Source organism: Dietzia sp. HMSC21D01 (genome assembly GCF_001815995.1).
Classification (GTDB): Bacteria; Actinomycetota; Actinomycetes; order Mycobacteriales; family Mycobacteriaceae; genus Dietzia; species Dietzia cinnamea.
Window position 1 is genome coordinate 1 of the sequence record NZ_KV823767.1, and the last position, 1,104, is coordinate 1,104.

Genomic DNA, 1,104 nt, shown 5'->3' on the forward strand with positions numbered 1-1,104 from the left:
GGGCCTCGTCGAACCGCCGCCACTGGCGCTCGGTGAGCCTGTCGGGGTCGCAGCGGATGATGGTGCGGATCCCGTAGAGCGGGTCGCCTTTACGTCCGCGGTGGCCGCAGATCTGCTGCTGCAACCTCCGGCGGACCTCGTCCACGGCGCCAAGGGCGAGCTTGACCACGTGGAAAGCGTCGAGAACAGCGGTGGCATCCTCGAGTTCGTCATCGATCGCTCGCTTGTAGCCGTGGAACGGATCCAACGCGGCGATCTCGACGCCGCTGGTGAAACCCTTGCCCCGCGCAGTGAGCCAATCTGCGAACACCACCCCGGAGCGGCCTGGCACGAGGTCGAGCAGCCTGGCCTGTACTTTGCCGTCCCCGTCGCGGGTGAGGTCGACCATCCCGGTCAGTTCCTTGGGGCCGCGCTTACGTCGGGAGACATGGTGCCAGATGTGTTCATCGACGCCGAGGGTGCGGACGCCGTCGAAGCGGGCCGGATCCTCGGCCAACGCCTCCAATGCAGCCTTGACCGGCGTCCACACCGTGTGCCACGCGGTACCGAGCTGACGAGCCAGTCCGCTGACGGTGGCGTGCTCCCGGCGCAGCTGTCCCACTGCCCACTCCACGACGCGGGCCGTGGTGGCATGCCGCGGCGAGGCAAGCCCAGGCAGGTTCTCCACGAACGTCACACGTTCGCACGCCCCGCCTGGGCAGACGAAGCGGCGTTTGCGCCAGATGATCGTGACGGGGCGGCCGAACGCGGGGATGTCGACCAGACGCACCACCTGCCGTCCATGCCCCACCCCGGCGGCGCCGCAGTCCGGGCATCCGACCGGTCCCGGCTCGGATTCGACGGTCACCTCCAGGTGCTCGCCACGCAGACGCGCATCAAGGACGTACACGTCGTCGAGCCCGACGAGAAGATCGCAGCGGACACAACGGGGCGCAGGTGCGGTTCCGGTGGCAGACCGGCAGCACCCGATAGGCTCAGACATGGGTCGAGGCCCTTTCAGGATCGGATGTAGTGGTACTTCCAATCCTTCAGGGCCTCGACCCTCTCGTCTCCCTACCGCCTCACCGGCGTGTCGTCCTCACCCACGCTCAGATGCGAAGAGCC

The 1,104-nt window shown here is 67.9% G+C and carries 1 protein-coding gene; it reads right to left on the reverse strand.

Annotated features, from left to right (window positions below; translation table 11 throughout):
* On the reverse strand, nucleotides 1-889 hold an 889-nt coding region (locus tag HMPREF3086_RS03665; protein WP_070720195.1), incomplete at its 3' end, for an ISL3 family transposase.
* Nucleotides 890-1,104: the final 215 nt, after the last annotated feature.